Annotated in this window: 27 protein-coding genes and 1 pseudogene; 5 read left to right on the top strand and 23 right to left on the bottom strand. The window is 36.0% G+C overall.

Annotated elements, in window-relative coordinates:
- Positions 1 to 15: 15 nt before the first annotated feature.
- The 8 genes and pseudogenes from glpK to BM012_RS13990 form a co-directional block, all read right to left on the bottom strand.
- Positions 16 to 1517: pseudogene (glpK, locus tag BM012_RS14025) on the bottom strand (glycerol kinase GlpK).
- 19 nt (positions 1518 to 1536) lie between these two features.
- Positions 1537 to 2364, bottom strand: coding sequence for an MIP/aquaporin family protein (locus BM012_RS14020; RefSeq protein WP_061803197.1), 828 nt, complete (start codon positions 2362 to 2364; stop codon positions 1537 to 1539).
- A 183-nt stretch (positions 2365 to 2547) separates the two neighbouring features.
- A complete protein-coding gene (locus BM012_RS14015) occupies positions 2548 to 3099 on the bottom strand; it encodes a glycerol-3-phosphate responsive antiterminator (RefSeq protein WP_061803196.1) in 552 nt (183 codons plus the stop codon).
- 79 nt (positions 3100 to 3178) lie between these two features.
- On the bottom strand, positions 3179 to 4714 hold the full coding sequence (locus tag BM012_RS14010; RefSeq protein WP_061803195.1) for a bifunctional GNAT family N-acetyltransferase/carbon-nitrogen hydrolase family protein: 1536 nt from the start codon (positions 4712 to 4714) through the stop codon (positions 3179 to 3181).
- 156 nt (positions 4715 to 4870) lie between these two features.
- A complete protein-coding gene (locus tag BM012_RS14005) occupies positions 4871 to 5269 on the bottom strand; it encodes a YhcU family protein (RefSeq protein WP_061803194.1) in 399 nt (132 codons plus the stop codon).
- Positions 5270 to 5523: 254 nt separating this feature from the next.
- The gene (locus BM012_RS14000) at positions 5524 to 6306 is read right to left on the bottom strand and encodes an aldo/keto reductase (RefSeq protein ID WP_061803805.1); all 783 of its coding nucleotides are present in this window, start codon (positions 6304 to 6306) and stop codon (positions 5524 to 5526) included.
- Between the two features lie 168 nt (positions 6307 to 6474).
- Positions 6475 to 6879, bottom strand: coding sequence for a YybH family protein (locus tag BM012_RS13995; RefSeq protein ID WP_061803193.1), 405 nt, complete (start codon positions 6877 to 6879; stop codon positions 6475 to 6477).
- A 102-nt stretch (positions 6880 to 6981) separates the two neighbouring features.
- Positions 6982 to 7836 carry a cation diffusion facilitator family transporter gene (locus BM012_RS13990; RefSeq protein WP_061803192.1) on the bottom strand — a complete coding sequence of 285 codons (855 nt, stop codon included), beginning with the start codon at positions 7834 to 7836 and terminating at the stop codon, positions 6982 to 6984.
- A gap of 822 nt (positions 7837 to 8658) precedes the next feature.
- Here BM012_RS13990 and BM012_RS13985 point away from each other — a divergent pair.
- The 3 genes from BM012_RS13985 (at position 8659) to BM012_RS13975 (ending at position 12460) form a co-directional block, all read left to right on the top strand.
- A complete protein-coding gene (locus BM012_RS13985; protein WP_061803191.1) occupies positions 8659 to 9957 on the top strand; it encodes a tetratricopeptide repeat protein in 1299 nt (432 codons plus the stop codon).
- 105 nt (positions 9958 to 10062) lie between these two features.
- Positions 10063 to 10308 (top strand): alpha/beta-type small acid-soluble spore protein, encoded by a 246-nt coding sequence (locus tag BM012_RS13980; RefSeq protein ID WP_061803190.1) that lies wholly within the window; start codon positions 10063 to 10065, stop codon positions 10306 to 10308.
- A gap of 151 nt (positions 10309 to 10459) precedes the next feature.
- The gene (locus BM012_RS13975; protein WP_061803189.1) at positions 10460 to 12460 is read left to right on the top strand and encodes a penicillin-binding transpeptidase domain-containing protein; all 2001 of its coding nucleotides are present in this window, start codon (positions 10460 to 10462) and stop codon (positions 12458 to 12460) included.
- A gap of 31 nt (positions 12461 to 12491) precedes the next feature.
- Here the strand turns inward: BM012_RS13975 and BM012_RS13970 are convergent, their stop codons facing one another.
- Together BM012_RS13970 and BM012_RS13965 are read right to left on the bottom strand one after the other, a co-directional pair.
- Positions 12492 to 13277 carry an alpha/beta hydrolase gene (locus BM012_RS13970; protein ID WP_061803804.1) on the bottom strand — a complete coding sequence of 262 codons (786 nt, stop codon included), beginning with the start codon at positions 13275 to 13277 and terminating at the stop codon, positions 12492 to 12494.
- Positions 13278 to 13421: 144 nt separating this feature from the next.
- On the bottom strand, positions 13422 to 14249 hold the full coding sequence (locus tag BM012_RS13965) for a penicillin-binding transpeptidase domain-containing protein (protein ID WP_061803188.1): 828 nt from the start codon (positions 14247 to 14249) through the stop codon (positions 13422 to 13424).
- Positions 14250 to 14381: 132 nt separating this feature from the next.
- Here BM012_RS13965 and BM012_RS13960 point away from each other — a divergent pair, with 132 nt between their 5' ends.
- A complete protein-coding gene (locus BM012_RS13960; protein ID WP_061803187.1) occupies positions 14382 to 15071 on the top strand; it encodes an FHA domain-containing protein in 690 nt (229 codons plus the stop codon).
- Between the two features lie 75 nt (positions 15072 to 15146).
- Here the strand turns inward: BM012_RS13960 and BM012_RS13955 are convergent, their stop codons facing one another.
- The 13 genes from BM012_RS13955 to BM012_RS13890 form a co-directional block, all read right to left on the bottom strand.
- On the bottom strand, positions 15147 to 15455 hold the full coding sequence (locus tag BM012_RS13955) for a gas vesicle protein (protein WP_019393977.1): 309 nt from the start codon (positions 15453 to 15455) through the stop codon (positions 15147 to 15149).
- A 16-nt stretch (positions 15456 to 15471) separates the two neighbouring features.
- Complete coding sequence (locus BM012_RS13950) at positions 15472 to 15756, bottom strand: gas vesicle protein K (protein ID WP_019393978.1); 285 nt, start codon at positions 15754 to 15756, stop codon at positions 15472 to 15474.
- Positions 15743 to 15973: a gas vesicle protein gene (locus tag BM012_RS13945; RefSeq protein WP_061803186.1), complete on the bottom strand. Its 231-nt coding sequence runs from the start codon at positions 15971 to 15973 to the stop codon at positions 15743 to 15745. The genes BM012_RS13950 and BM012_RS13945 overlap by 14 nt, the downstream gene beginning before the upstream one ends.
- Positions 15974 to 15979: 6 nt before the next feature.
- Entirely contained in the window at positions 15980 to 16804 is an 825-nt protein-coding gene (locus tag BM012_RS13940) for a GvpL/GvpF family gas vesicle protein (protein WP_061803185.1), read from the bottom strand.
- A gap of 12 nt (positions 16805 to 16816) precedes the next feature.
- Positions 16817 to 17071 (bottom strand): gas vesicle protein GvpG, encoded by a 255-nt coding sequence (locus BM012_RS13935; protein WP_061803184.1) that lies wholly within the window; start codon positions 17069 to 17071, stop codon positions 16817 to 16819.
- Entirely contained in the window at positions 17068 to 17829 is a 762-nt protein-coding gene (locus tag BM012_RS13930) for a GvpL/GvpF family gas vesicle protein (RefSeq protein WP_061803183.1), read from the bottom strand. The genes BM012_RS13935 and BM012_RS13930 overlap by 4 nt, the downstream gene beginning before the upstream one ends.
- 1 nt (position 17830) lies before the next feature.
- Positions 17831 to 18742, bottom strand: coding sequence for a gas vesicle protein GvpN (gene gvpN / locus BM012_RS13925; RefSeq protein ID WP_082802505.1), 912 nt, complete (start codon positions 18740 to 18742; stop codon positions 17831 to 17833).
- A 40-nt stretch (positions 18743 to 18782) separates the two neighbouring features.
- Complete coding sequence (gvpO, locus tag BM012_RS13920; RefSeq protein ID WP_061803182.1) at positions 18783 to 19046, bottom strand: gas vesicle protein GvpO; 264 nt, start codon at positions 19044 to 19046, stop codon at positions 18783 to 18785.
- 63 nt (positions 19047 to 19109) lie between these two features.
- Complete coding sequence (gene gvpA, locus BM012_RS13915; RefSeq protein ID WP_061803181.1) at positions 19110 to 19373, bottom strand: gas vesicle structural protein GvpA; 264 nt, start codon at positions 19371 to 19373, stop codon at positions 19110 to 19112.
- Between the two features lie 20 nt (positions 19374 to 19393).
- On the bottom strand, positions 19394 to 20482 hold the full coding sequence (locus BM012_RS13910) for a hypothetical protein (RefSeq protein WP_061803180.1): 1089 nt from the start codon (positions 20480 to 20482) through the stop codon (positions 19394 to 19396).
- A 339-nt stretch (positions 20483 to 20821) separates the two neighbouring features.
- A complete protein-coding gene (gene yhbH, locus BM012_RS13900; protein WP_019393988.1) occupies positions 20822 to 22000 on the bottom strand; it encodes a sporulation protein YhbH in 1179 nt (392 codons plus the stop codon).
- A 264-nt stretch (positions 22001 to 22264) separates the two neighbouring features.
- Positions 22265 to 24160 (bottom strand): PrkA family serine protein kinase, encoded by a 1896-nt coding sequence (locus BM012_RS13895; protein ID WP_061803178.1) that lies wholly within the window; start codon positions 24158 to 24160, stop codon positions 22265 to 22267.
- A 413-nt stretch (positions 24161 to 24573) separates the two neighbouring features.
- Positions 24574 to 25659, bottom strand: coding sequence for a type II asparaginase (locus BM012_RS13890; protein ID WP_061803803.1), 1086 nt, complete (start codon positions 25657 to 25659; stop codon positions 24574 to 24576).
- Positions 25660 to 25964: 305 nt separating this feature from the next.
- On the opposite strand from BM012_RS13890, the gene BM012_RS13885 reads away from it, so the two are divergent.
- Entirely contained in the window at positions 25965 to 26483 is a 519-nt protein-coding gene (locus BM012_RS13885) for a helix-turn-helix domain-containing protein (RefSeq protein WP_061803177.1), read from the top strand.
- Position 26484: the final 1 nt, after the last annotated feature.

Genomic DNA, 26484 nt, shown 5'->3' with positions numbered 1-26484 from the left:
CAGAAGATTCTTTCTTTATTTGAACACCATTGCTGCTTCAACAGCTTTTTTCCATCCATCGTACAACTTCGTACGCTGCTCGTCTTCCATTTTCGCTTCAAACGCTTTTTCAACATCCCACTGCTCTGCTATTTCATTACGACTTTCCCAGAATCCAACAGCAAGCCCTGCAAGGTATGCTGCTCCAAGAGCTGTTGTTTCATTAATTGTAGGTCTTTCAACAGGAACATCTAAAATATCGCTTTGGAACTGCATAAGAAAATCATTTTTAACAGCTCCTCCGTCAACACGTAAACGCTTAATTTCCATGCCTGCATCTTCTTTCATAGCATCAAGGACATCACGTGTTTGATAAGCTAGTGATTCAAGTGTTGCTCGAACAAAATGCTCTTTTTTAGTTCCACGAGTCAACCCAAACATTGCACCGCGCACATCGCTATCCCAATACGGTGTTCCTAATCCAACAAAAGCAGGGACCATATAAACTCCATCTGTTGATTCAACACGTTCTGCGTATTTTTGACTATCTGCAGCATTATTAAACATACGAAGCCCATCCCGAAGCCATTGAATAGCCGAACCAGCTACAAAAATACTACCTTCAAGCGCATACTCTACTTCCCCATCAATTCCCCATCAATTCCCCATGCAATCGTTGTTAACAAACCATGCTCAGACTTAACAGCTTTTTCTCCTGTGTTCATAAGCATGAAACAACCTGTGCCATACGTATTTTTAGCCATCCCTTTTTCAAAGCACGCTTGCCCAAACAGTGCTGATTGCTGGTCACCAGCTGCGCCTGCAATAGGTACTTTCTGACCGAAAAAGTGGTAATCGATTGTTTCTGCATATACTTCTGAAGACGGCTTTACTTCTGGAAGCATAGACGCTGGAACACCTAGAATCTCTAGCAATTCTTCATCCCATTTTAAATCATAGATATTGAACATAAGCGTACGCGATGCATTTGAATAGTCTGTAACGTGCGCTTTTCCACCAGATAGTTTCCAAATAAGCCACGTATCAATTGTCCCAAATAACAGCTCACCATTTTCTGCTTTCTCACGTGCTCCATCTACATTATCCAAAATCCATTTTACTTTTGTGCCTGCAAAATAAGCATCAATTAAAAGCCCTGTTTTATCACGGAACATATCGTTATAGCCTTTTTCTTTTAGTTCATTACAAATGTTGCTTGTTTGACGAGATTGCCAAACAATCGCATTATAAACAGGTTGGCCTGTATTTTTATCCCATACAACTGTTGTTTCACGCTGATTTGTAATTCCAATTCCCTCAACTTGATTTGCTTTTACTCCTGATTCTGATAAACATGATGCAATACAAGATAAAATGGAGCTCCAAATTTCATTTGCATTGTGTTCAACCCAGCCAGGTTTTGGAAAATATTGCGTGAATTCTTTCTGTGATGTGTGAACAATTTCGCCTTTTTTGTTAAATAAAATAGCTCTTGAGCTTGTTGTTCCTTGATCTAATGCTAAAATGTATGTGCTCATAACTTTCGCCCCCTCTAAATTAGTTTACTTCTCTTTTTATTTCTCCTGCTACATAGTCTTGTTTCTTAGACATGCCGTACGCCACTGCTAGTATTACAACAACAACGGCTACTACTCCCCAATATACAGCACTTGTTGTTCCTTCAAATATTATTTTATAAAATACTGCCCCTAAACTTCCACCAAGAATAGGCCCAACAACAGGAATCCATGCGTATTTCCAGTTTGAATCTCCTTTTCCTTCGATTGGAAGCAACGCGTGTGCAATACGTGGTCCTAAGTCTCTTGCGGGATTAATTGCATATCCTGTTGTTCCCCCTAGAGAAAGGCCAATACTTAAAATAAGAAACCCAACGATAAGCGGGTTTAAACCTTCTGTAAACTTATTTGCTCCTATTGTTAATAATCCTAGAACAAGAATGAATGTTCCAATCATCTCACTTAATAAGTTTGAAAACGGGTGATAGATGGCTGGTCCTGTTGAAAATACGCCAAGCTTTGCGCCTGGGTCATCCGTTGCTTTCCAGTGTGGTAAATAGTGAAAGTAAACAATAACTGCTCCTAAAAAGGCTCCAATCATTTGAGCTAAAATATAAAGCGGAACATCTCCCCAAGCAAACTGACCAGCTAATGCCATTCCAATTGTTACAGCTGGATTCAAATGTGCACCGCTTACACTTCCAACTGCGTAAACTCCCATTGTTACCGCTAATCCCCAGCCAAAAGTAATTACAATCCAGTCACTTTTATGAGCGAGCGATTTTTTTAAGTTAACCCCTGCGCAAACTCCTCCGCCTAGTATAATTAAAATCATTGTCCCGACTATTTCCGCTGTAAAAGTACCCATGGGAATCCATCCCCTTTGCTCATATTTTTCTAAAAATCTATTAATGGCAATGTGACAAACTGCAAAAAACCACAGTATACCCCTAAGGTTGATTAGGGATGTACTGTGGTTCTTGTCTCCGTCACGTGTATTAACTTTGATACTAGAGTACTAGAAATTGAAAGCGTTGTCAAACCCTTTTCACTACTTTTTTTTCCAAAGCTCTTCATTAGACGTTGTAACAGCTGCGGCTCCTGATTCCAATGCTTTTTCAATTTCGTGCTCCGCTCGAATAAGTCCTCCTGCAAGAACAGGGGTATTCGTTTTTTCCTTTATTTCCTCAATAAGATGAGGAACAACTCCAGGAAGGAGCTCTATGTAGTCTGGTTTTCCTTTATTAATAACAGCGAAGCTTTTTTCAAGTGCTTGACTGTCTAAAAGAAAAACGCGTTGAATGGCATATACCCCTTTTTGTTTGGCTTTTAGAATTACATTTAAACGCGTTGAAATAATACCAGCAGGCTTAATTTCCTGACATAAAAAATCCACAGCATGTTCATCGTGTTTTAGACCACTAATTAAATCAACATGGAAAATTAGCTTTTTATCGTGCTCTTGAGCCGCACGCGCTATTCCCTTTAAATGACCTAAATAACATTCTAATAAAACTCCATATTGATATGGAGAACGTAAAAAACGTTCAAGCTGCTTCATATCACGAATAGCTGGGATAATTTGTTGATCTTCAAAGCTCACAATTTTTCCTCCATTATAATTTATTTCATATTAAAAAAGCATCCTTAGGGAAAAAGGAAATAAGGATGCCCTTTTAACATTACTTCTTATAGTGAACAGTGTAAATATCACGACGACGATCTTTTAACTGTCGAACTGTTCCTGACTGACGTTGGCGACGTAGAATTTCTAAATCAACATCTCCAATAACGACCATTTCAATATTAGGATTGCATTCACCTACAATGCCATCGCGTGCAAATTCAAAATCAGAAGGAGCAAAAATAGCGGACTGAGCATATTGAATGTCCATATTCTCCACTTGTGGTAAGTTTCCAACTGTTCCTGCAATAACAGTATAAATCTGGTTTTCCACTGCTCTTGATTGAGCACAATAGCGCACACGTAAATAGCCTTGGCGATCCTCTGTACAGAACGGAGTAAAGATAATTTTGGCTCCTTTTTCTGTCGCAATACGTGCAAGCTCAGGAAATTCAATATCATAGCAGATTTGAATAGCAATTGGCCCACAGTCTGTATCAAATACTTCCACTTCTTCTCCAGCTGAAATTCCCCACCATTTCCGCTCATTTGGTGTAATGTGAAGCTTATATTGCTTTTCAATTGTTCCATCTCTTCTGAAAAGATACGCAATATTATAAATGTGCTCATCTTCTTCTACAAAATGTGATCCACCAATGATGTTAACATTGTACTTTACAGCAAGATCTGTAAAAAGCTCAATATATTCTTCAGTATACTCTGTTACACGCTGAACTGCTTTTCTAGGAATATGCTCATTTAAAAATGACATAAGCTGTGTTGTAAAGATTTCAGGAAATACGCAGAAATCAGCTCCGGCATCATATGCAACATCAATATAATACTCAGCTTGCTGTGCAAAATCTTCAAATGAGTTAATTTGTTTCATTGCATACTGTACTACACAAATCCTTACTGGAAAAGATGTTTTGTAGTGACGCTTTGATTTTGCTACATAATCAATATTGTTCCATTCCATAAGCGTTGCATACTGATTTGAAGCTTCATCATCAGGCAAATAGTTTGGATTAATTCGCATAACGGTAAATCCATTCATAAGCTGGAATGAAAGAACAGGATCATAAATTTTATGTTCTTTCACTTCTTCTACATATTCACGTGGAGTAAATTCATCTGCATATTTATGATAATTAGGAATTCTTCCTCCAATAATAATGCTTTTTAAATTGTGAGCTCGCGCTAAATCTCTACGCGCTTCATAAAGACGTCGCCCAATTTTCATTCCTCGAAATTGAGGGTGAACCATAACTTCAATTCCATACAAGTTATACCCATCACTATTGTGATTTGTAATATAACCTTCGTCTGTTATATCATCCCACGTGTGTTTATCATCATACTCATCAAAGTTTATAATTAAGCTTGAACAAGACCCAATAATTTCTCCATCAAACTCGACACAAATCTGTCCTTCTGGGAAAATATCCAGATGACTTTGAAGCTGATCTTTTTTCCACGGGTCCATTCCAGGAAAGCAAAGTTCTTGAAGCTCAATAATTTTGTCAATGTCTTTATGTTCAATATTACGCATAATAACTTTCTTCTCAAATTTGGATAAATCAATTTCTGACATGCATCTGTAGCTCCTTTTTCAACATTCTTTATATTGTTCCCTTTTTTGTAAAAGTAAAACTTTCTAAGCTGAATCACTACAAATCTGTACTTTCATTATAGTCGGAAAAGCGAAAGGGGGGAACTAGAAAAAGACAGCGGGAAAACCCGCTGCCATTCAGTTCACAATGAAGCGATATTCATAATGCCCGTGGGTAATCTGATAACGTTCTTTCGAGAAATAATCCATTTCAAACGGAAATAAAAACCCATATTTCTCTAAAATAGAAATATTGTGATGAAAAAGCTTTCGATCCTGGTTTGTAATTTCTCTCGTTTGGACAGTTTCAATAAGATTAGTAATCGTTTGCATGCTGCTAATAACCTTTAAAGCTTCATGCAAAAAGCTATTATATGCTTTTTGCTTTGCATAGCTTATTGAAAGAAACTGAACATTTTTGTATGTTTGGATTTCTTCCTGAGAAAAGTAGCAGGGTAAAACATTATAGACTAAGTGCTCGCTCATTTCTTCTATGTATGCTTCCATCTCCGGTGTTGCGGCATTTAAAACTTTCACGTTCCCTCCACCTCTTTTTTATCCTTTTTCTTCTGCTTACAATACTAACATATTTTCCAATTAAAAAGGTGAGGTAGTTATTTCTAAAACATGCCGTAAAACCTAGATAAATAACATTTTATTTCCTTTTTTTATTTTTTTAGACCTATTTCATGTAGATGAAGAAGTGGTTTTTATTTTCAATAAATTTACTGTTATGGAAATATAAAAACCCCATAAAAAAAGTTCCCTTCTTTAGAAGGGAACTTTTTTTATTAGAAATCGAAATTATCTGGATCAGGCCCAACACGCTCATTTTTGTTTAGAGCATTAATTTCATTCATTTCTTCTGATGTTAATTGGAAATCAAAAATATCGGCATTTTGAATGATGCGATGTTCCTTTGTTGATTTTGGAATTGTCACAACTTCATTTTGTAAATCCCAACGTAAAATGACTTGTGCTGCTGATTTGTTATACTTGTCAGCAATACGAGTAATTGTTTCATCTTGCAAAAGCTCTCCTTGCTTAAGCGGAGACCATGCTTCAAGCTGAATACCTTTATCTTTACAAAAAGCATGAAGTTCTTTTTGAGTAAGGTGCGGATGATACTCTACCTGGTTTACCATTGGTACAATTTCAGCATCTGTTAGTAAATCTTCTAAATGATGAATTTGGAAGTTACTAACTCCAATAGCACGAATGCGTCCATCTTTATATAATTTCTCAAGTGCTTTCCACGTTTCTTTATATTTTCCTTCAACAGGCCAGTGAATCAAATATAAATCAAGGTATTCAAGACCAAGCTTTTCAAGCGTTGTATCAAATGCTTTTAACGTTGTTTCATACCCTTGATCACTGTTCCAAACTTTAGAGGTTACAAAGAGGCGTTCACGGTCAACTCCAGAGTCAGCGATACCTTTTCCAACACCTTCTTCATTTCCATATACAGCAGCAGTATCAATGCTAATGTAACCTGCTTTGATTGCTGATTTCACAGATTTAATCACTTCTGATCCATCCTCAACTTTGAATACACCTAGCCCAAACCAAGGCATTTCAATTCCATTATGTAAAGTTGTTGTAGATTGTAAAGAGTTTGTCACCTTAATTCCTCCTTTTTCTTTTTTATTAACATGTCCATTTTCTCATAGTTCACTTTTAACATAAAATATTTTGCCTATCTTAGTCGTTCCTATACAAAAAAGGAAGAAAACAGGAATGTTCTATTGCTGCTCTTCGTTTGGAATCAAATCTGTACCATATGAGTTATCAATGGCACAAAGCCATCTTCCTTCTGTACTTTTTCGAAATACATATGTTGCTCTTCTCTCCATTGGATATTTGGAATCTTCTTTATTGGCATCAAGAAACGTTTGTGAAAGAACAAGAGCTGTATCTCCTGCTTCTAAGATCACCATCTCTCCTTGAGTTGGTACAATGCTATTATTAAAATATTTCGCAATTGCAATAAAAGCTTTTTTGATTTCCTCTTTTCCTTTTGCAATCATTCCTTGTTTTACCACTAGGACTGCGTCATCTGTATAATAGTTCATTAACATATCAAAATCCTCATTTTGAATAGCTGTATCACATTCACGAATTATTTCCTTTAACTCATGTTCTGCCATATTTTATCCTCCTTTTTTATGCTTTGTACTTTATTCTAGAAAAGCCAATAGAATCCTATTTTTAAGCTAAAAAAGGAAGGAGAAATTTCTCCTTCCTTTTCCTTAATGATCTGGTTCGATATGAACGTGAATCATCGAAATTTGATGTTTAGTTTCGAGCTCTTCTTCAATCTCATCTGCAATCTCATGACTGCGTACAACACTAAGCTCCGGATTAACGGTCACTGTAACATCAAGCACAACATCATTACCATGCATGCGCGCTCTTAAATCTTTAACATCATTTACTCCTGTAATAGCCTTGACAGCTTCTTTATATTCACCCATTTTGTCTTCATCAAATCCATCTGTTAATAAAAGCGACGTTTCTTTAAAAATCTCAAAAGCCGTTTTACAAATAATAAGCCCAACAACTAGAGCTGCAAGTGGATCTAACCATGAAAGACCAAAATATGCTCCAATGATTCCTACAACAGCCCCAACGCTTACAAGAGCATCTGAAAGATTGTCTTTTGCAACAGCTTTTAATGCTCCACTTTGCAATTTATCAGCAAGGCGCTTGTTGTAAAGAAAAACACAGAACATTACAACGGCTGCTCCTGCGCCCACTAAAGCGGCTAAAAGACTTGGAGTTGTTGCTTCTTGATGCCAAAGAGACTGAACCGCTTCATATAAAACTTGGAATCCAATAACCATCATAATAAACGAGGCAAGTAAAGAAGAAATATTTTCAGCTCTTGAATGTCCGTACGGATGGTTTTTATCTCGAGGTTTCTTTGAAATTTTCAAACCGATTAAAACAGCTACTGAGGCGATAATATCCGTAAAGTTATTTAATCCATCTGCACTTAAAGCTTCTGAGTTCGCTATGTTCCCAATAAACAGTTTAAGCGTTGAAAGGATAAGATAAGTATAAATACTAACCCATGCGCCACGCTCCGCGCTCACTATATCCACGCTCCTTCATCTAACTGCGCTACTGAATATTTAGTCTTCCTTACATTCTTTCCTTTTAACCAACTTTATAACGTATGTAGAAAAGACATTATTTGCAGCAAAATTAGTTTACCAAACCGCGTCATAGTGGGTCTACAGAAACATAATTGCCTCTATGAACTACTATAGCTTAAAGAAAAAAAATTGAACAAAACCAAACTGTTTTTCCCTTAGGCAAATTATTTCTTATTTACTAGTTTTCTGTTGATAGGCTAATAGTCGGCACTCTAAAGAAAGAAAATGTATATTTATGTAAAAATATACCTACTAAAAAATATTCGAATACGAATATTTTATTTTACAGTGAGAATATACCTAGTTTTTTTACGTTTTACATTATTTTAAACTATGTATAACATACAATTTATGTTAATATTTAAAGTATAACCATTAACACTTTAATATTTATTAATTACTAAAATGGTATCTATATGTAATATAAAAGGCGTTGTTAAGCCATTTATTCATTTCCTTCTATTTTAACTCTTTGTTATTTATTTAGATTTTAATGTGTTTTATTTTCTGTCTATTCGTATACAACTATATGATTGAAATATGCAATAAAAGGATAAATAGGAAATATTAATCTGAATTTTCAAAACACCTTATCGATTGCTTAATGAAAAAATGTATATAATACCCTTTTATTCAAATATTAAAAAACAAATATTGGATAAGTCTCGATCTATTTATAATAGTAATTAAAATTTATTGAAAATACTTAAAATACAACTAAAAAACATTTGTAGGTACAATATCTTATTTTAGAAAGTGTGAGATTATATGAGAACTGTTGGAGAACGAATAAAACTACAGCGTAAAAGCCTTGGCTTCACTCAAGGTGACCTTTCTGGTCCAAACTTAAGTCACTCAATGATTAGCTTGATTGAACGTAATCATACAAAGCCCTCTTTAAAAACACTTGAGCATATCGCTTCAAAACTCGGCGTTTCCGTAAGCTATCTCTTAGGTGAAGCAGAAAACAATGATTCAGTGGAAGTTGAGACAAACAACAAAGAACGCGTAATAAGCATGTGCATTGCGCTAATCAATTCTAAAAAATATGAAAATGCTTATAAAGCTCTAGAGCCACTAACACATGATGAAAATAATTTCACAATTCGCGGAAAAGCACTTAAACTGTTGTCTGAAATCTCGGTGAATAAAGGAGAGTATGAAGAAGCTGTTCGTTATCTTAATGACTGTCTTGTTTATATTACTCCATTTGATTTAAATTATCATATCGAAGTATACTCTTCTCTTGCAACATGTTATCGACAGTTAGAAAACTACTCAAGCTGTATTGATCATGCCTTATATGCGTCTATTTTATTGAGAACACAATATCATGAATTTGATAAAATCGTGCATTTAAAAGTTCTCTATGATTTAGCATATGGATACTGTAAAACAAATCAATTTATGAGAGGAATTGTTCATATTAAAGAAGCTCTTTCTCTTATGGAGACAAGCTCTGTTTTTTATCAAGAAGATCGTTTCTATATGTTAAAGGGATTAGCAGAACTTCACCTTGAACAACCTAAAGAAGGAATTCAATCGACACTTTATGCTCTAAGCCGTATTGATAGATCCTCTCCAGATTCCAACTATAGTGATTGTCTTTTACATCTTGGTATCCTTTACCGCCAAGTTGGAGAGCTTTCTAAATCTCAAGACTACTTGAAGAAGAGCTTAACTATTGCCAAGACGCATCATCAGGAACATCACGTTGTGGATACTTATTATGAGCTAGCAGCAACAGCATATGAACAGCAAAATTTAGAAGCAGCAGAAGAATATTGCCAGCAAGGTATTCTTTACTCTCATTCTTTTAAAGAATCAAAAGCTAGACTTTTGGCAATGATGGCACGTATTAAATTCAAGCAAAATTCTCTTGGTGAATCGCTTATTTATATTAATGACTGTGAGAAATTCTGTAAGGAATTTAATATTTCCTATATTCTATCACATTGCTATGCAATTAAAGCACAAATTCTCGAAGAACAACAAAACTATGCTGAAGCAAATGATATGCTAAAAAAATCTAATAATTTATTATCGTCTATGTACAGCTCTTCATAAAAGCTTTCCTTTTTAAGTTCTAGAACTTAAAAAGGAGGGCTTTTTTCATTTTTTACATAGTTCTTTAGCAAAGAGCAAACGCTAAATAAAAAAGGAGGAAGTATAATGAGCAAACAAAAAAAGCCTGAAATGATTGCATTCAAAAAAGAAGTTATGAAAAAAGCGGGATATCGTACTGACGGAGAAGACGTAAAGTATGAAATAGCACAGGAATTGAACATCCCTTTAAACAAAGGAAGAAATCGAAACCTAACATCTGAAAATGCTGGGAAAATCGGCGGACAAATTGGAAGCAAGATGGTAAAAGAACTAATTCAGCAAGCGAAGCTCCAGCTGAATAAACCAAAATAAATCGAACGTCTCTCTCCCCTCTGTCTCTTCTCAATCAATTGTACTAATATTATTTATCTGTTATCATCCAATTGTTAGGTTACTTTTACTATGTTTTCCATTATGATGAAAACATAGCATAGTTTTATACTACAAGGGGGAGAGCACGACGTTGAAGAAAAAAATATATTTTATCGCTTTTTTATGCTTATGTATAACAGCGCTTGTTTCCTGTTCAAATCAACCAACTGCTGAAGAACGGGTTAAAGAATTTGTTGCTTCATGGAACAAGCAAGATTTTAAGAAAATGTACACTTACCTTGATGAAAAATCTAAGAATTCTATTAAAGAACAAGACTTTGTATCAAAATATGAAAATATTTATAGCGGAATTGAAACAAAGAACTTAAAAGTAAGTGTTAAAGAAGAAAAAGATAACCGTTTCAAAGTAACAATGAAGATGGATACAATGGCTGGCAAACTTCAATGGAATGAAACGATTAAAGCTGTTGAAGAGGAACAGTCAAAAGATCAAAGTTGGTATGTAAACTGGTCACCTTCTCTTATTGTTCCTGATTTGAAGGACAAAGAAAAAGTTCGCGTTTCTACTATCAAAGCTGAGCGTGGAAGTATTACAGATCGAAATGGAACACCGCTTGCTTTCAATGGGACAGCTACGCAAATTGGTGTTATTCCAGGTGAACTTGGAAACACAAATGGTGCAAAAGAAAAACTTGCAGCTATTTTAAATATGAGTATAGAAGAGATTGATAAAAAACTTAATCAGTCTTGGGTAAAAGAAAACTTGTTTGTACCCTTAAAGACCGTAAGCTCAACAAATGAAGAAATTATTACTAAGGCGAAAGAACTTCAAGGTGTCGGAACACAAGACGTAACTTCACGAGTTTACCAATGCGAGGAATCTTGTGCCCATCTTATTGGATACGTTGGAGACATCACAGCTGAAATGTTAGAAAAGAAAAAGGATGAAGGATATACAGCAAGTTCTGTCATTGGTAAAACAGGTCTGGAATCTCTCTATGAATCAAAGCTTCGCGCCAAGGACGGAGCAGTCATTTATATTGCAGATCAAGATGGAAAGAAGCGAAAAGAACTCTTAAAAAAGAATGCAGAAAATGGACAAGACATACAGCTAACGATTGACTCAAACGTGCAAGAATCTATTTATAATCAGTTAAAAAATGGAGAAGGCGTTGGGGTAGCTCTTCAACCTAAAACAGGAGAAATTTTAGCTCTTGTTAGCGCTCCTTCTTATAATCCAGCTGATTTTGTATTAGGAATAAGCGCAGATGAGTATGAAGCCCTTTCTAACAATGAGCATAAACCACTTCTAAACCGTTTTAAAGCTACTTTTTCACCTGGGTCTACATTTAAACTTCTAACAGCAGGCATGCTTTTAGAAAACGATGTATGGTCTCCAGATCAAAAACTTGCAATAAGCGGGCCATGGCAAAAAGATAAAAGCTGGGGAAGCTTTCATGTAAATCGCGTTGGAAGCTCACCAAACGTTAATCTTTATGATGCCCTTGTTACATCAGACAATATTTACTTTGCACAAGGAGCTGTAAAGTTAGGCGCCGAAAAGTTCCTCGAAGGAGCAAAAAATTACGGATTTGGAGAGAAACTTCCGCTTAAAGGATACGATGTGTCTACATCAACTATTTCGAAAGACGAAAAAATGGAATCTGACCTTTTATTAGCTAATACAGCATATGGACAAGGTGAAGTACAAGTGAATCCAATTCATTTAGCTTCAATCTATACGTCTATTGTAAACAATGGGAATATGATAACTCCCGTTTTGTTGAAAAGTGAAAAAAGCAGTCAAGTTTGGAAAGAACACGTAATGTCTGAAAAAACAACTGAAGAAGTACGAAAAGGATTAATCGGAGTTATTGAAGATACTCACGGAACAGCTCGTGCCGCAAAAATTCCTGGAGTAACGCTTGCAGGTAAAACAGGAACAGCAGAACTTAAAAAGTCTCAAGGCGAACAAGGAGCTGAAAACGGTTGGTTTGTGATGACAGATGTTGATAACCCTTCTCTTCTTGTAACAATGATGGTAAGCAATGCGGACGGAGGAAGCCACTCTGTCGTACCGAAAGTAAAAAAGGTATTTGAAGATTATTACGCATCTAATCCTCTACAATAATAAATAAGGACCGATCATCATTGATCGGTCCTTATTTTGCTGCTCTTAGTGGAATGACATTGTTAAACTTTTGAAGGTTGCTTTCAATAAAAGAAGTACACTGTTTTACAATTGTATCTTGATCAAAGTCCATTGAAGCAACATGGTAAGAGTTAGGGAGCATCACTTGTTTCTTATCTTGGGAAGACACATGGTTCAACAAATACGTACTATTTGAAGCAGGCACAACATGATCTTCAGGTGATGTTAAGCATAATAGCGGTGCTTCAATAGCTGATAATTTAAATGAAACAACTTTCATAAATGAGAGAAGCTCCCTGATAGACTTCATCGGTGCATGCGTATACGTAATCTCTACTGCTTCTTTATTATGAATATCCGGTCTTCCTTCTTCAACAAAACGATCATTTACAATTTGATCTAAGTGCTCCATTTCAGGAATGGAATTTATAGCAGGATTAATAAGCATAATACCGTCGATATCTTTATGTGTTAATGCTAAGTTCGCTGTTAATGTTCCACCCATTGACTGACCAAGCACAAATACTTTGCTACACTGAGCTTTCAATTTTTTATAGCCTTCTTCAATGCTTGCTACCCAATCCTTATACGTGCATTTTTCAAGGTCATAATGATGAGTACCGTGACCTTTTAACCTTGTAGCATATACCGTGTACCCTTGTTCTGCTAAACGATGTGCAACATATTCCATACTTTGTGGAGTTCCCATAAATCCATGTGAAATTAAAATACCAACTTCATTTCCTTTTATAAAAAATGATTCAGCGCCGTCCATTACTTTGTACTGTTCTTTCATCATGTTTTGCCTCCCTTTTTCAATGTTTAGCTTTGATTCCGACTCTTTATTTTCTTGTCTTTATTTTAATTCATACAATTCCGACCTGTCAACTAAAAATTAAAAATTGACTTTTCTCCTATAAATATAAAAATGCGTCTCTATTTAAAGAGACGCACCTTTTAATACACCATATTTTTTAAAGATTTTTTCCGTGATTTTTTTCGCTTGTGCACTCTCATCACTATTACCGCTACCTTCAATATTTGTAACGAATACATATGGATGTCCTTTTACAGTCACAAACCCTATGTACCATCCACTCTTGTGCTCTCCTTTTGAACCTTTTACACTATGAAGAGTATATGTTCCTGTTTCTTTTTCAATCATTATTCTCTTCACTTTCTTCATGGAAGAAGAAGAAAAAGGTAAATCTTCATGATACAGAGACTCTAAAAAATTAGCTTGTTCAAGCGGAGATATCTGTAAACTATTATCTTCCCAAAACAAATGATTTTGCTCTGTTTTTTCATTTCCATAGTTTAAGCGTTGAAGCCATTTATTTACGTTATCTATCCCCATGTCTTTTACGATCTCTTTTTCATACCAAGGAGCTGAGCTACGTAATGATGAAGCAAGGGAAAGATCTCTGTTCCATTCGTCCACACCTTGATCACTTCCATCCCATCTTTTTACTTCATATTCATCTTTAACTGTTTTCGTTTCGAGAGCAATTAAAGAACTAGGAATTTGAAAAGTTCCAATAGGTGCTTGACGACTCGAAGCTCTTTTTTTATTATATATTAATGTCTTATTATTCTCTAAGTCTCGTAAGATGAATGTGCCTTTCTTTCCATTAAACTCATCTTGCACGTCCATTTTTTCAACGCTTAGTTCTTTTTGAAAACCCGTTTGTGCTTTTGTATGTTCTACAAAGTAAATAATCACAAAAGCAATTAGTAAAACAATAACAAGGCTAACAGTCCTTTTCATTGTTTTCCCTCCTTGCTAACACTGTCTAATGTTATCATAGCGAGTAAGCAATGGTGTGACAATGAAAAAAAACTGAAAATAAGATGATAATTGTCTGAAAAAACAGATACCAAAAAGGAGCCTGTCGTCCCAATGGATACTTATCCAAAATTGTTCGTTGAGTGTGGAGAACCTTTCACACAAGGAGCATATATATATGTAGATCAGTTTGAAATTTTATTTGGTAGAGTTGGAACAAACTCAAAACCTGATATCGCTTTTTCGAATGCTTTCGTTTCAAGAAGACATTTCGCCATTCAGTATTGCAGTGGACAAGCTTCCATTGTTGATTTGAACAGCAAGCATGGAACAAAGGTAAACGGACGTCCTTTAACTCCACACTTACCTTTTACATTAAAGCATGGTGATATAATTTCAGCTGCAAATGAAACAGTAGTTTTACATTTTTCTTCATTAGATCTTGATCAAACGCTTGATTTCCAACCTATTTCACATGAAATGATTCACTGTAATGGTACTTCTTTACCTTTTACAATGGATGAAATCAAACAAACTGTCACATATAAAAAACAAACATGTACGCTTTCCGACAAGGAATTTCTTTTCTTCTATAAGCTTGCTCATTCTTTAAATGAGTTTGTTTTAAAAACAGATATAAAAAAAGAAGTATGGCCTGAGCGTGAACTTTTAGAGGACGGAGTCCCTGATGTTCATGCAGAAGAGCTAAATGCTCTTGTTTATCGAATGAGAAGAAAACTTCATAATGATTTCACGATTGAAGTTATCCGTGGTAAAGGATATATTCTTCATCTAAACGAATAGACTGTTTATACCATTGAAAAGGATAAGAGCGAACCATTTTCTCTTTTCCTTTCCAATGGTATAATTTTATTCCTCTCATTTTTTCTCACCCTCAATTTCTTTTGTTTCTAATTTTTTCTCCAATTGCTCAATTCGTTCATTTAATTTTAAATTTTGATGCTCAAGCTGTTCTGTTGCTTTTGAAGAAAAATATGAATCAGTTTCCCACCAGTCCATTCCCATTTCTTTCGCTTTATCAACTGAAGCAACAACAAGCCTAATTTTAATTGTTAAAAGTTCAACATCTGCTAAACCAACTTTAATGTCTCCTGCGATTACAACTCCTTTATCTAGAATTGTTTCTAATACATCTACAATTGTAGCTGAATTTGAAGAATGTTCCATTGTTCACACTCCTTTGCTACATTAAGTTACCAAGAGGGCCTAAATTAATGTTTAGATCTTCTTCATCAAGATCAAATATCTCTCTTAGTTCTTCCATTTTCATCTCCAAGTTCATAAGGGCTGTTCCAAGCTTCTCAATTTCCTCATCTGTCAAAGATCCCCCTTCAACACGACGCATCGCATGGCGTTCAACAAGCTGCCTGATGAGCTCTACTAATGTAAGAACAAGCTGTGCTAAACCTTGCTCGGCATTTTCGGGATCAAGCTCAATTCGCCCCTTGTCTTGCTTAAGTGCTCCCATATTCTTTTGCACCCCCTTCAATCGTGTTTGTTGATAAAGTCATCATTTTTTCAACGGCTACAACGAGGACACGTAAATCTAAATACACAAGATCAATATCGGCAATCGAAATAACGAGCTCACCTCGAAGTGCGATTCCTTTATCTAAAATAACGTCAAGAATATCAAGTAATGTTACTTCCTGATGTCTATCTTCAACAGTTACTTCTTCACCCACTTCCCATCACTCTCCTTCTACTTTGGCGAAATAGTAGCAAGGCCATGGTCCTGTTGCTTCAAGCTGTAATCCGTACGTCTTATATTTTTCTCCTAAATTTCCGACTTCATCTAAAAAGCGTTTGACATCGCCTTCTTTAATAAGATAAACACTGTTCCAGCTCATCTCATCTTGTCGTCCTGTTACCTTTTGATTCCAATTCTTTTTAATTCCTGACTTACTTGTTAAAGCACTTAGCTCTTCATGAATTTCTTTTGAAAGTCTCTTTTTCTCTTCACTAATTTTCTCTTGTAATAACCGCTCTAACTTCTTACGTTCAAAATACTGTCTTCCTTTTGATAGTGACTTAATTTCCTCACTTTTGGTTTTTATATCTTTATTATTTTCTTCAACATAAGGCTTTAACTGTTTTTCATCGCTATATATTTTTAGCGTCCACTCTTCTTTTCCTACAAGCTCCTTAAAAAGCTTAGAAAGTTCTTTGTTCACTGAACTCATCTTCTCTTGCACATTTTCTTCACTTTTGAAAACTGTGCAAAAATGCAGCGGTAAAAGTGTATATTCTTTATTCAACTTTTTAAGCGTCTCATGGTGATGCAGGGCTTTTTCATGAAGCCATTTCATGTCTTCTGTTTTCTTTTCTAATGTCTCTTCACTATAATGCTCATCATTTAATTTGCAGGCAATAGCAGTGATTCCTTGCTGTTCTAGGGTGTATATAGGATGTTCTCCATCAAATCCTACAAAAGATTCCAACTTTCCTTCTGTAACTTCAGATGAAGGAACAAATCCATATACGTAAATTAATTTCGTACTTGTGGCAGTTTTCAATGTGTATCCTCCTTACTTTGAGTTTTTCATCTCTTCCCATTGCTCTTGCTCACGTCGCTTTGCAACTTCGTATCGTTCTAGAAGCTCCTGTTCCTTTTCTTCATAATCACGCTCTGATATCTCTTCCATTTCGTGCATCATTTGCAGATTCATGAGCTGTTGCTGGATGTGGTTAATATCGTAGAGCTGTCTGTCTGCTTCCTCTTTAATTTTTTCTCCGATCTTTACAACAAGATCAATTGGCCCTGTAACGATTTTTTGAATCATTGAACTTTCCTTGCCTCTAGTTTGATATCAATAAAGTTGTAAGCAGGCCATGGTCCTGTATATTTAAACTCTACTTTATCTTCCCACTGTTCATAAAGCTCGTTTACTTTAGCATCAAATTCTTTTTCTTTTTCCGTTTCAACAAGAAATGAAGTATTAAGAAGCATTTTTTCTCCTAGTGTTTGCGTTTGTTTAGCCGAAGCTGCAATCTCAGCTAACGGTAGGAAAATGGCTTGCGCGGCTTCTTCCCCTTTGCTTTTCATAAAGTTTCTAGCAAAATCTCCAAGCTCAATTCTGTCATAGTAAGATGCTTCTTTTGATTTGTTTTCGATTTTTTTCTTTAACTTCTGGGCTTTTGACTGATTGTTCATCTCTTCCTGTAGCCATTCTTTTTTCGCAATAACTTTTAACCCAACTTCAAATCGGCCTTCGATTTGCGGAAAAAGCTCTTGAAGGTTTTCATATAAATTTTGGAGTAAAAGCTCAATATCTTCTTCTGATTGAAATACGTTACCAAAACTCATTGGAATCACATCTGTTTGCTCCATAACAGCTGAAATCGTATTTTGATGGTTCATGACATTTTCTTTTTTAGGGTGATAAATTTTAATAGGTGCCTCGGCTACAATCATTGCAAATTCTTTATAAGGGATGGCTAACAGCTGACGTTCTTCTCCATCAAGTACAGCCCTTCCTAAATCATCTACACTATCTTTTTTAATAATACAAAATGGATACTTCCCTAATTCTTCACTCATCTTAGTTTCCTCCCCATAGTTTTTTCATTTCTCTTACAAGATAATTACGAGTTTGCTCTTTACTTTTATACCCCAAATTTCTATGAATGGTAAATTCAATAATGTCAAAAATCAGTTTTTGAAATCGTTCATTGTCTGGGTTAATCTCAATTTTTGCTTTTTGGGCAATAGAGCCAATCATAATAGATGAACGCAGACCAGGACCAACTTCTCCATTTTCCATACATTTTGAACGGATCTTTTTCATAAATGTAATAATAAAAGCTGCTTCTCTATCACTAACTTCTGTGCGGTCTTTTAAAATGTAAGCCTCTGTTCGCTCATCTACTGTATCTACATCAATTGTAATCATTCGGTCTTGAAGCGCATCCTGTGTTCGATAAGTACCAACGTATTCCTCAGGATTGCTCGTAAAAATGATGGAGAAATCGGGATGAACTGGAATATGAGATTCTTCATCTTTTATACCGTATAAGGGAAGAATTCCTTCTTCAACAACGGATAGAAACAAATTGTTTGTTTCAGGTTTTGATCTCGTGAATTCATCGTACACAACGGTATGACCATTTTTCACAGCTCTTACTAAGCGACCATCAACTCTATTTTCCGTTAGTTTCTCTTCTTGTTTCCGAACAGAGCGAACGAAATTATCTACTGTCTTATTACTCGTGTAACCGCTCATTCCACCAATTAAATCTTCATTTCTCATTTCATAGTTTCCTTGCAAAAAAGTTAGTGGGCGATTCATTCGACTTGCTACATAAAGAGCAAGCGATGTTTTTCCGACTCCAGATGGTCCTGTAAAATGAACTGGAAAACGTGCGGATAAATAGTCAACAGCACGATCTGCTAGGTCCTCTAACTCTGGATAAAGAATAAATTCGTTGTTGAGTCGTTCTTGTAGTTTTTCCATTTTTCATCATTCTTCTCCTTTCTCAAATACGCGAAGAAGACTAATCAGGAACAATTACTTCACTGCGTGGTCTAAGACTTCTTCGTTCAAAAGAAACGACTTCCATTTCCTCATTTACTTGGGTATGATAGATCCCAATGAGCTCATCTTTTGCGTATGCTTTCATATACTCTCGCTCTTCAAGCACTTCCACAAAAGCTTCCCATCCTTCATCATTTGGTTTAACTGAAATCACTTTGTGTGGAGGATTAATATATTCCTCAAAAAACACATGAATTTCATCTAAAATCTTTCTCATACTCATCTTTATAAGTCCCCTTAATGAATGGAGTAGCCAAGGCAGAGAGCTGCCCTGGCTTTTGTTTTCTTATCCTCTTTCTCTAGCATTGCTTGGTTGCTGAAGTTGGAATTCCCCTTCATCCATTAGATCATCTCGGATTAAACCAACAGCTTCAGCATAGCGTAACCATGTATCAACACTTGCAATAACAACTCGGGCTTCTACTGTAATAAGCTCAATTCCAACAAGAGAAATTTTTGCGTAAGCATCAATTACTACCCCTTTATCGAGAATACGGTCAACAACTTCTGCAAGACTTGAGCCATCAGTACTTTTCTGAATGGCAGCCATTTTGCATCACTCCTTTATTTTTACTGTTTTTTTCCTTTAGAAGATGTAACGTTTTTAATGTCATTTGCCCCTTTAATGTCAGAGCTTGTCTTCACTCCGCTTGTATCATTCCCTAAGTTTTGAAGCTGTGCTGTTAACTGTTCAACAGGATCACCGCCATCATCGCTATCATTACCGCCAAGCAGATTTCCTGTTAATCCTTGGGCAACGTTCTGCACGTCTCCAGATGTCAGCTGCTTCAGAAGGTTTTTCGCCTCATCTCCTCCAGCCGACAACTTCTCTGTTAAAGCATTGATTTGATCATCACTAAGCTGATCTGTTAGCTGGCCGAGCAGCTCGCCGCTGTCTTTTGAATCTGAATCTTGTAGCATTTTTTGAAGATCTTCATTGCTAATTCCGCTTTTCTCCTGATCTTCATCATCTGAGTCGTCTGAATCTTCCTCTTCACTTTCTTCTTTTCCATCTGAAAGTTTATCTTGCAAAGACTGAAGCTGCTCATCGCTTAATTGATCCGCGATTTCTTCTCCTCCATCAAGCTGACTCAGCAGGTTCTTTACGTCATCACTGCCTCCGCTTTCTTTTGATTCCCCATTTAAAAGTGTAATAAGCTTATCAATTAATCCATCTTTTCCTTCACTATCAAGTTGACCAACAAGGTCTTTCACTTCATCGATACTTCCACTTTCTTTTGATTCCCCATTTAGAAGCGTAATAATTTTGTCGATAAGGCCGTCTTTCTCTGTTTTTTCTCCACCTGATTGTTGTGAAGAAGAGAAATCATCGCTTAATTTTTCAATGTTGTCTAACACTTGTGAAAGCTTCTCATCGAGAGAAGATAGCGCTTCTTGTACAGAGTCATCGCTTTCCTTGCTCTCTTTACTTTCTTCATCTTGAAACATGCTTCGGATTTCTTGACGATCTTCTTGTGATAACTCTCCAATAAGAGATTGAAGAATTTCTTTCGCATCTTCTTGTTCTACTTCAGATAAAACGTCTTTCAATGAATCTAGCGTTAATTCATTTTTTTCTTGTGAAGATTTGCTTTGTTTTGTCGTTCCTTTTCGAGTTCCACTTTTCTTTTCTGTTTGACTTTTTGCTTGTTTAGTCATGTGCTTTCCCTCCCTGGAAACGTTTTCTATAGTATTGATATGTTTCATTACCATAAGCCTTATCTTCATTCATTGTTAAATACTTTGTTCTTCTCCTGTTCAAGGTTTTACGTTTTTTCCTTTTTCTTTTTCTTAATGCAAAGGCTGTGGTGATTCCTAATCCAGAAATTAAACTGCTAATCCACAGCGTCTTTCTCGTAATCAACTTGTTTATCACTCCTTAATTAAAGTGATTTATAAGTTATGTACACGTGATGAGCCAAAACTAAACAGGTATTTCAGTTCCAATTTTTTCTTAATGTTTTTCTCCAAAAAAAGAAACAGGCAAATTGCCTGCTTCTATGCGTATTTCGTGCCATCTTCTTCTTTTCGGAAAAAGCTTTTCATTGCATGAAAAACGTCTGCTTTTTGTTTTAAAATAAAGTGGCGGAACTTTGGATCATTCATGTTTCGGTAAGCACTCATAAGTGTTGAATGACGGTTATATTGATTCACTTCTCCATAACCAAACATGTTAGACACTTTCATAAGCTCTTCAACAAGTTTCACACAGCGAGCGTTATCAGATGTTAAATTATCTCCATCTGAGAAATGAAACGGATAAATGTTATATCGCTCTGGCGAGTATTTACCATTTACAAGCTCAAGAGCTTTTCGGTAAGCACTCGAGCAAATCGTTCCACCGCTTTCTCCTTTTGAGAAAAATTCTTCCTCTGTAACAACTTTAGCTTCTGTATGATGAGCAATAAATTCAATATCTACAGTTTCATACTTTGTACGTAAGAAACGAGCCATCCAAAAGAAAAAGCTTCGGGCCATATATTTCTCCCATATTCCCATCGAACCACTTGTATCCATCATTGCAAGTACAACTGCTTTGGATTCTCGTTTCTGAACCTCATTCCACGTTTTAAATTTTAAATCCTCTGGATAAATCGGATGGAATTTTGGCTTTCCTGTCATCGCATTTCGCTTATAAGCAGAAAGCATCGTTCTTTTTTTATCAATGTTGCCCATAAGACCTGTTCGACGAATGTCATTAAATTCAATATGTTCAATTGTAACTTCGTCATTTTCTTTACGTTTTAAGTTCGGGAGCTCAAGCTGCGAAAACAATGCCTCTTCAAGCTCTAAAATGGATACTTCTGCTTCATAATAATCATTTCCTGCTTGATCTCCTGCTCCTTGCCCTTTCCCTGCACCTTTTTGGCCTTGCCCACCTGAGCCATCTCTTGCTACTACATCTCCGACTTTGCTTTTTCCATTTCCTTGACCAACGTGTTTGTTTTTATCGTAGTTATAGCGAATACGATATTCGTCAAGAGAACGAATCGGGATTTTCACAACGTCACGACCATTAGACATAATAATGTTTTCTTCTGAGATTAAATCTGGAAGATTGTTTTTGATAGCTTCTTGAATCTTTTCCTGATGTCTTTTTTGGTCGTCGTAGCCTTTTCGGTGGAGGGACCAGTTTTCCTGTGAGATCGCAAAACTTTGCTTATCTTCTTTTTTCATTTTGTACCCTCCTTACATGTTTAGAAAAACTTGGCTAACTCAGAAAAATATCTGGTTAGCCATTAATCACGATATTCACAATTTCTAGTTCAACAGCATATAATATGCTGACTTCCTCTCTCTTAAAGCGTTTATTACTCTATACTATGCAAAACTACCCTAAAATTGACAAACTTTTTAGATAATTATCTTTCTAGTTGGACAACCTGTTTGTGATGAAAAGAAAACCCCCACTTATCGCTAAACAGTGGGGGTATAAGCGTGCTACCTGTTCAAAAGACTACCAACGTAACGAAGTAGATCATTTGCTGACGTAGAATTGTATCCATGCTCATCAATTAAGCGTGCGACAACTTCATTAATTTTCTTCAACTGTTGCTCATCAGGTGTTTTCGATGAAGTGGTAATTTTCACTACGTCTTTTAAATCTGCAAAAAGTTTCTTTTGAATAGCTTCACGAAGACGTTCATGAGAATTGTAGTCAAAACGTTTTCCTTTGCGAGCATAGGCAGAAATACGAATGAGAATCTCTTCACGGAATGCTTTTTTCGCATTTTCTGAAATTCCAATTTGTTCTTCAATGGAGCGCATAAGCTTCTCATCTGGACTCATTTCTTCTCCTGTTAACGGATCGCGAAGCTTATTTTTATTGCAGTATGCTTCAACATTATCAAGATAGTTATCCATTAAAGTTTTAGCGGATTCTTCATAAGAGTAGACAAAAGCTTTTTGAACTTCTTTTTTCGCAATGTTGTCATACTCTTTACGGGCAAGTGAAATATAGTTCAAGTAACGCTCTCTGTCTTCATTGGTGATTGAAGCATGCTGTGCAAGCCCTTCTTTTAAGGAACGAAGCACATCAAGAGCATTAATTGTAGACATTTCTTTTCGAATAATTGTAGAAGATATGCGGTTAATAACATAACGTGGATCAATACCGCTCATGCCTTCATCAGCATGCTCTGCTTTTAATTCCTCTACATCTGCTTCATTATAGCCTTCAACAGATTGGCCATCATAAAGGCGCATCTTCTTCACTAGATCAATATCGCCTTTTTTCGGTTCTTTTAAACGAGTTAGAATTGTAAACATTGAAGCAACTTTCAATGTATGTGGAGCAATGTGGATGTCAGATACATCACTTTCGCTAATCATTTTTTCATAAATTTTCTCTTCTTCTGTTGCCTTGAGGTTATATGGAACAGGCATAACAATAATTCGGGAATGCAATGCTTCATTCTTCTTATTTGCAATGAATGAGCGATACTCTGTTTCATTTGTATGAGCCACAATAAGTTCATCAGCGCTAATTAATGCAAAGCGCCCTGCTTTGAAGTTTCCTTCTTGTGTTAATGATAAAAGATGCCAAAGAAACTTCTCATCACACTTTAACATCTCCTGAAACTCCATCATTCCTCGGTTTGCTTTATTTAATTCTCCATCAAATCGGTATGCCCGTGGATCTGATTCAGAACCATACTCTGCGATAGTTGAAAAATCAATGCTTCCTGTTAAATCTGCAATATCCTGAGATTTCGGATCTGATGGACTGAATGTTCCAATCCCTGTTCGCTTATCTTCTGAAAAGAAAATACGTTCAACAATTACGTCTTCAATGCGTCCATCATAGTCTTGTTCAACGCGCATTGTATTTAACGGCGACAAGTTTCCTTCGATACGAATACCATACTCGCTGAAGAAATCGTCACGAAGGTGATGTGGAATTAAATGAAGCGGATCTTCGTGCATCGGGCATCCTTTGATCGCATACACTGCACCTTCATCTGTTAAAGAATATTGCTCAAGTCCTCTTTTAAGCATTGTTACAAGCGTTGATTTACCGCCACTAACAGGTCCCATGAGAAGTAAAATACGCTTTCTTACATCAAGACGTTTCGCCGCTGGATGAAAGTATTCTTCAACTAAACGCTCAAGCGAATCCTCAAGACCAAATAAACTTTCACTAAAAAAGTTATATTTCTTCTTTCCATTCACTTTTTCTGTTCCTGCGCTTTTAATCATGTTATAAACGCGAGCATGTGCTGATTGAGCAATCCAAGGGTTTTCCTTTACCATCTCTAAATACTCACCAAACGTACCTTCCCACTTTAAGCGCTGTTCTTCTTCTCTATACTGTTCCACCTTTTTTAATATATCCATTAACAGGACCTCCTCCTACCGTCAATGCTAGAAAACGAGATTAATACACTCTATGCATCAAAAATCTTGAACATGCTCTTTAAATACATAATTGCTAAATTTTGTCCATAATCACATTCACAGAAAGCGCTTCATTCGTTATAATGAGCTTAAGAAAGGAGATGTCAAACAATGCATACATTGATTATGATTGGTGTCAGCTTAGCTTTCTTATCAGCTATCTTTACAGCAGGTTATAACGACAAACAGACTGTTAAACGAAAATAGAAGCGTGTTTTTAACATATGAGAGACAAGGGAAAACATTCCCTTGTCTTTTTCTTTTTTTGTGATCAATCACCCGCGGAAGTTGCACAAATTAAAAAAGAAAGCAAAATCTTTAACACTAAGATTTTGCTTTCTCTAGTCTACTGATTAATATTCATCAAAGTATTGCTGAATCTTCTCTTTATCCTCCGTTTTTGTTAAAGAGAGCATAAGTAAAATTCGTGCCTTTTGAGGATTTAAGGAATTAGCAGAAATATAGTCTTTAGGTGTTACAACTCCATTTCCTGTGCGAGAGGATCTAACAATCTCTATACCCGCATCTTCCGCTTCTTTCGCAGCTTCGTCTGCTACTTCTGACATTGATCCATTTCCTGAACCTGCATAAACAATTCCTTTCGAATCTGCATCAACCGCTGCTTTGAATAAATAATTTCCTTCATTTTGGTGCCCATACAAAATATCAACTTGCGGGAGCTTTTCGATTGTTGAAATATCAAAGTCCGTTTCAGTTGTATGCTTACGCGTAATCGTATTATTAAAGTAAACATCATCAGCAATTGTGCCTATATAGCCCATTTCTTCAGCTTTAAACGTATCTGGAGCCGTAGTGTTTGTTTTTGTCACATAGCGAGCAGAAGCAATACGGTCGTTCAAAACAACCATTGTCCCTTTTCCTCGTGCTTCTTTACTTGAAGCTACCTTCACAGCATTGTATAAATTTAAAGGTCCGTCTGCACTTATTGCTGTTGCAGGTCGCATCGCTCCTACTACAACGACAGGTTTATCACTTTTTACAACAAGATTTAAAAAGTAGGCCGTTTCCTCTAATGTATCTGTACCATGGGTAATGACAATTCCATCTACATTATCTGAAGCAAGAAGCTCGTTTACTCGTTTTCCTAATTTTAAAAGAATCTCATTTGTTACATCAGGACTGCCTATATTGACAACTTGTTCACCATCCACATTAGCAATCTCCTTCATTTCAGGAACGGCTTTAATAAGTTCATCAACTCCAACTTCCCCAGCTTTGTAGTCTGTTGTAGATGTATTTGACTCTCCTCCTCCTGCAATAGTACCTCCAGTTGCTAAAATTTGAACGTTTGGAAGTCTGTTATTTTCTCCAGCTTTTGTGTCTTTTACCTCTTCATTCGACTCCGAAGAGGATACCTTTACACTGCTATCTTCTTGACCTTTCTCTTGCGCGGTTGTTCCACATCCTACAAGAAGCATAAAAGGCAAAACAAAAGCTAATGATTTATTTCTAAATTTTTTGTTAATTTCCAATAAGATCTCTCCCTTTTTTTGTTTACTGTTTACTACAATTAATGACATTATAAAAGTAGACAATAAGGGATTCACTATTTATGTCAGATAAGATAACTATAAAAGCAAAATATTTTTGTTCATGTTATATAAAGCTACATGAAGGTAAAAACCATTCACATATGTAGGTGTTAGCCAAACCCAAGTCTTTACTTTTACTTTCTTTTATACTACCATTATCAATAATGATAACAGTAAGGGAGATAGTATTTATGAAGAAAAAAGTAGACCTACTGCTCCATCCTGTAAGAATGAGAATTGTTCAGGCTCTTGTTGAAGAAAACATGACAGCTTATGGGCTGATTCATAAACTAAAAGACGTTCCACAAGCTACAATGTATCGCCAGCTCCAGACCTTGCTCAAAGAAGAGCTCATTCAAGTGATCGAAGAAAAGATGGTTAAAGGATCTGTTGAAAAAGTATATGGAGCAGTAAAAAGTGCTGTTAATATTTCTAAAGAAGAATTCCAAGCTTATTCAAATGAAGAACATCTTCGTTTCTTTATGACATATCATACGCATCTTTTAACAGAAGTACAAAATTATTTATTAAATGAAAACAAAACGAAAGATTTTGGCTACGGATTTACACCTTTTCATTTAACAGAAGAAGAGAAAAAAGATTTTTTCGCCCGTTATAAAGCTTTAATGGAAGAGTTCTCTTCTAAAGAACCTCATGAAGGTCGAACAAAACTTACGTTAGCAACCATATTTATACCAACTACAGAATAGG

Origin of the sequence: Priestia endophytica DSM 13796, assembly GCF_900115845.1 — a bacterium.
In the GTDB taxonomy this organism is placed as follows: domain Bacteria; phylum Bacillota; class Bacilli; order Bacillales; family Bacillaceae_H; genus Bacillus_I; species Bacillus_I endophytica.
This window is presented reverse-complemented; position numbering and strand designations above follow the sequence as displayed.

Bases quoted from the DNA above. Each gene is read 5' to 3' on its own strand.
- BM012_RS14020 (WP_061803197.1), bottom strand. From the start codon at position 2,364: ATGGGTACTTTTACAGCGGAAATAGTCGGGACAATGATTTTAATTATA.
- BM012_RS14010 (WP_061803195.1), bottom strand. From the start codon at position 4,714: ATGTCAGAAATTGATTTATCCAAATTTGAGAAGAAAGTTATTATGCGT.
- BM012_RS14000 (WP_061803805.1), bottom strand. From the start codon at position 6,306: ATGCCTTGGTTTGGGCTAGGTGTATTCAAAGTTGAGGATGGATCAGAA.
- BM012_RS13995 (WP_061803193.1), bottom strand. From the start codon at position 6,879: ATGGCAGAACATGAGTTAAAGGAAATAATTCGTGAATGTGATACAGCT.
- BM012_RS13985 (WP_061803191.1), top strand. From the start codon at position 8,659: ATGAGAACTGTTGGAGAACGAATAAAACTACAGCGTAAAAGCCTTGGC.
- BM012_RS13980 (WP_061803190.1), top strand. From the start codon at position 10,063: ATGAGCAAACAAAAAAAGCCTGAAATGATTGCATTCAAAAAAGAAGTT.
- BM012_RS13970 (WP_061803804.1), bottom strand. From the start codon at position 13,277: ATGAAAGAACAGTACAAAGTAATGGACGGCGCTGAATCATTTTTTATA.
- BM012_RS13965 (WP_061803188.1), bottom strand. From the start codon at position 14,249: ATGAAAAGGACTGTTAGCCTTGTTATTGTTTTACTAATTGCTTTTGTG.
- BM012_RS13960 (WP_061803187.1), top strand. From the start codon at position 14,382: ATGGATACTTATCCAAAATTGTTCGTTGAGTGTGGAGAACCTTTCACA.
- BM012_RS13955 (WP_019393977.1), bottom strand. From the start codon at position 15,455: ATGGAACATTCTTCAAATTCAGCTACAATTGTAGATGTATTAGAAACA.
- BM012_RS13950 (WP_019393978.1), bottom strand. From the start codon at position 15,756: ATGGGAGCACTTAAGCAAGACAAGGGGCGAATTGAGCTTGATCCCGAA.
- BM012_RS13935 (WP_061803184.1), bottom strand. From the start codon at position 17,071: ATGATTCAAAAAATCGTTACAGGGCCAATTGATCTTGTTGTAAAGATC.
- BM012_RS13930 (WP_061803183.1), bottom strand. From the start codon at position 17,829: ATGAGTGAAGAATTAGGGAAGTATCCATTTTGTATTATTAAAAAAGAT.
- gvpN (WP_082802505.1), bottom strand. From the start codon at position 18,742: ATGGAAAAACTACAAGAACGACTCAACAACGAATTTATTCTTTATCCA.
- gvpO (WP_061803182.1), bottom strand. From the start codon at position 19,046: ATGAGTATGAGAAAGATTTTAGATGAAATTCATGTGTTTTTTGAGGAA.
- gvpA (WP_061803181.1), bottom strand. From the start codon at position 19,373: ATGGCTGCCATTCAGAAAAGTACTGATGGCTCAAGTCTTGCAGAAGTT.
- BM012_RS13910 (WP_061803180.1), bottom strand. From the start codon at position 20,482: ATGACTAAACAAGCAAAAAGTCAAACAGAAAAGAAAAGTGGAACTCGA.
- yhbH (WP_019393988.1), bottom strand. From the start codon at position 22,000: ATGAAAAAAGAAGATAAGCAAAGTTTTGCGATCTCACAGGAAAACTGG.
- BM012_RS13895 (WP_061803178.1), bottom strand. From the start codon at position 24,160: ATGGATATATTAAAAAAGGTGGAACAGTATAGAGAAGAAGAACAGCGC.
- BM012_RS13890 (WP_061803803.1), bottom strand. From the start codon at position 25,659: ATGCTTCTTGTAGGATGTGGAACAACCGCGCAAGAGAAAGGTCAAGAA.
- BM012_RS13885 (WP_061803177.1), top strand. From the start codon at position 25,965: ATGAAGAAAAAAGTAGACCTACTGCTCCATCCTGTAAGAATGAGAATT.